The organism is Pseudomonas sp. 30_B (assembly GCF_017491605.1).
Classification (GTDB): domain Bacteria; phylum Pseudomonadota; class Gammaproteobacteria; order Pseudomonadales; family Pseudomonadaceae; genus Pseudomonas.
In genome coordinates, this window is sequence record NZ_JAFGYY010000268.1 from 1 (window position 1) to 475 (window position 475).

1 protein-coding gene is annotated in these 475 nt (G+C 48.8%); it reads left to right on the plus strand.

The window, feature by feature from the left end; translation table 11 throughout:
* Nucleotides 1-339 precede the first annotated feature (339 nt).
* A partial coding sequence (locus tag J5M67_RS30045) for an FAD-dependent oxidoreductase (protein ID WP_207888649.1) occupies nucleotides 340-475 on the plus strand: 136 nt, incomplete at its 3' end.

A 475-nucleotide genomic window follows, 5' to 3' on the forward strand; every position in this document is an offset into this window, starting at 1 on the left:
GGCGGGGGGCCTCCCCCGTTTTTCCCTCCGTGTTCCGCGCGCGCCGCGCGTTCGATTCATCGCCGGCGGCATGACGGGCGAGCAGCGATCCCCGCCAACCCGCCGTCATTCCGGAATATTATTTTCCCGCACAAATCGCAAAATCAATTTGTCCAATTAAATATCGACAACAAATAAATCTCACCAGTCACTATTGAAAATAATTCCATCAACAATGGAAATTATAGCGACAATATTTTCCTTTATTTCAATAGTAACATATGATAATTTCCGATCAATCTACTTATATTTATATTATTGAATATTCACCTAAATACGCACGCGATTCATTCAATTGCCATGAAAAAAAGCGTCGTAGTCGGCGCGGGGATTGCGGGTTTGACGTTGGCCCTGACGCTGCATTCGAGAGGTTTGGCGGTACGGGTGTTCGAGGCGGCGCCGCGCATCGAGCCGCTGGGCGTGGGTCTCAATATCC